We start from the raw sequence: 740 nt of genomic DNA, 5'->3' as shown, positions 1-740 counted from the left end.
CGCGCCTGAAGGGCTTTCGCTACCCTCGTGAGGTCATTGCCTACGCGGTTTGGGTATACCATCGGTTTGCCATGAGCACTGCGGATGTGGAAGATCTCTTGGCGGAACGGGGTGTCATCGTGAGCCGGGAAACCATTCGGCTCTGGGTCAATCGGTTCGGCGCGCATTTTACCGCTTGCATCCGGCGCGATCGCCCCAAGCCGAACGACAAATGGCACATGGACGAGGTTGTCATCATGATCCGTGGCAAGAAGCACTGGTTGTGGCGGGCCATCGACGCGAACGGCGACGTTCTCGATATCCTTGTTCAAACCCGGCGAAATGCAAATGCGGCCAAACGGTTTTTCAAAAGATTGGTCGCCCAGTTTGGTGAGCCAAGGGTTGTGATTACGGACAAGTTGCGCAGCTACATCAAGCCCGTCAGTGCCTTAGCACCGCAGGCTGACCACCGGGCCCACAAAGGATTGAATAATGCAATCGAAGTGTCGCACAGGCCAACCCGAAAGCGGGAGAAGTTGTTTGGTCGGTTCAAGTCACACCGACAAGCTCAGAGGTTTCTGTCCGCGCATGAACAGATCAACCTGATATTCCGTCCCCGCCGCTATCAACTCACCGCAACCTCATACCGCCACGCCCGCAGCGATGCGTTCAGCCTCTGGTCCGCTTACACCGCCGAAATGGCAGCATAACCCTGCCTTTTCCGATGCTTCACAATCGGCCGCCAACAACTTGGCAATACC

At 56.5% G+C, this 740-nt stretch carries 1 protein-coding gene; it reads left to right on the top strand.

All coding sequences use genetic code 11. The features are described from left to right. The coding region (locus tag ACR0AG_RS22395) for an IS6 family transposase (protein WP_480842889.1) at positions 1 to 689 on the top strand (689 nt) is incomplete at its 5' end. Positions 690 to 740: the final 51 nt, after the last annotated feature.

Source organism: Ruegeria sp. H6 (assembly GCF_056532975.1).
This window is presented reverse-complemented; position numbering and strand designations above follow the sequence as displayed.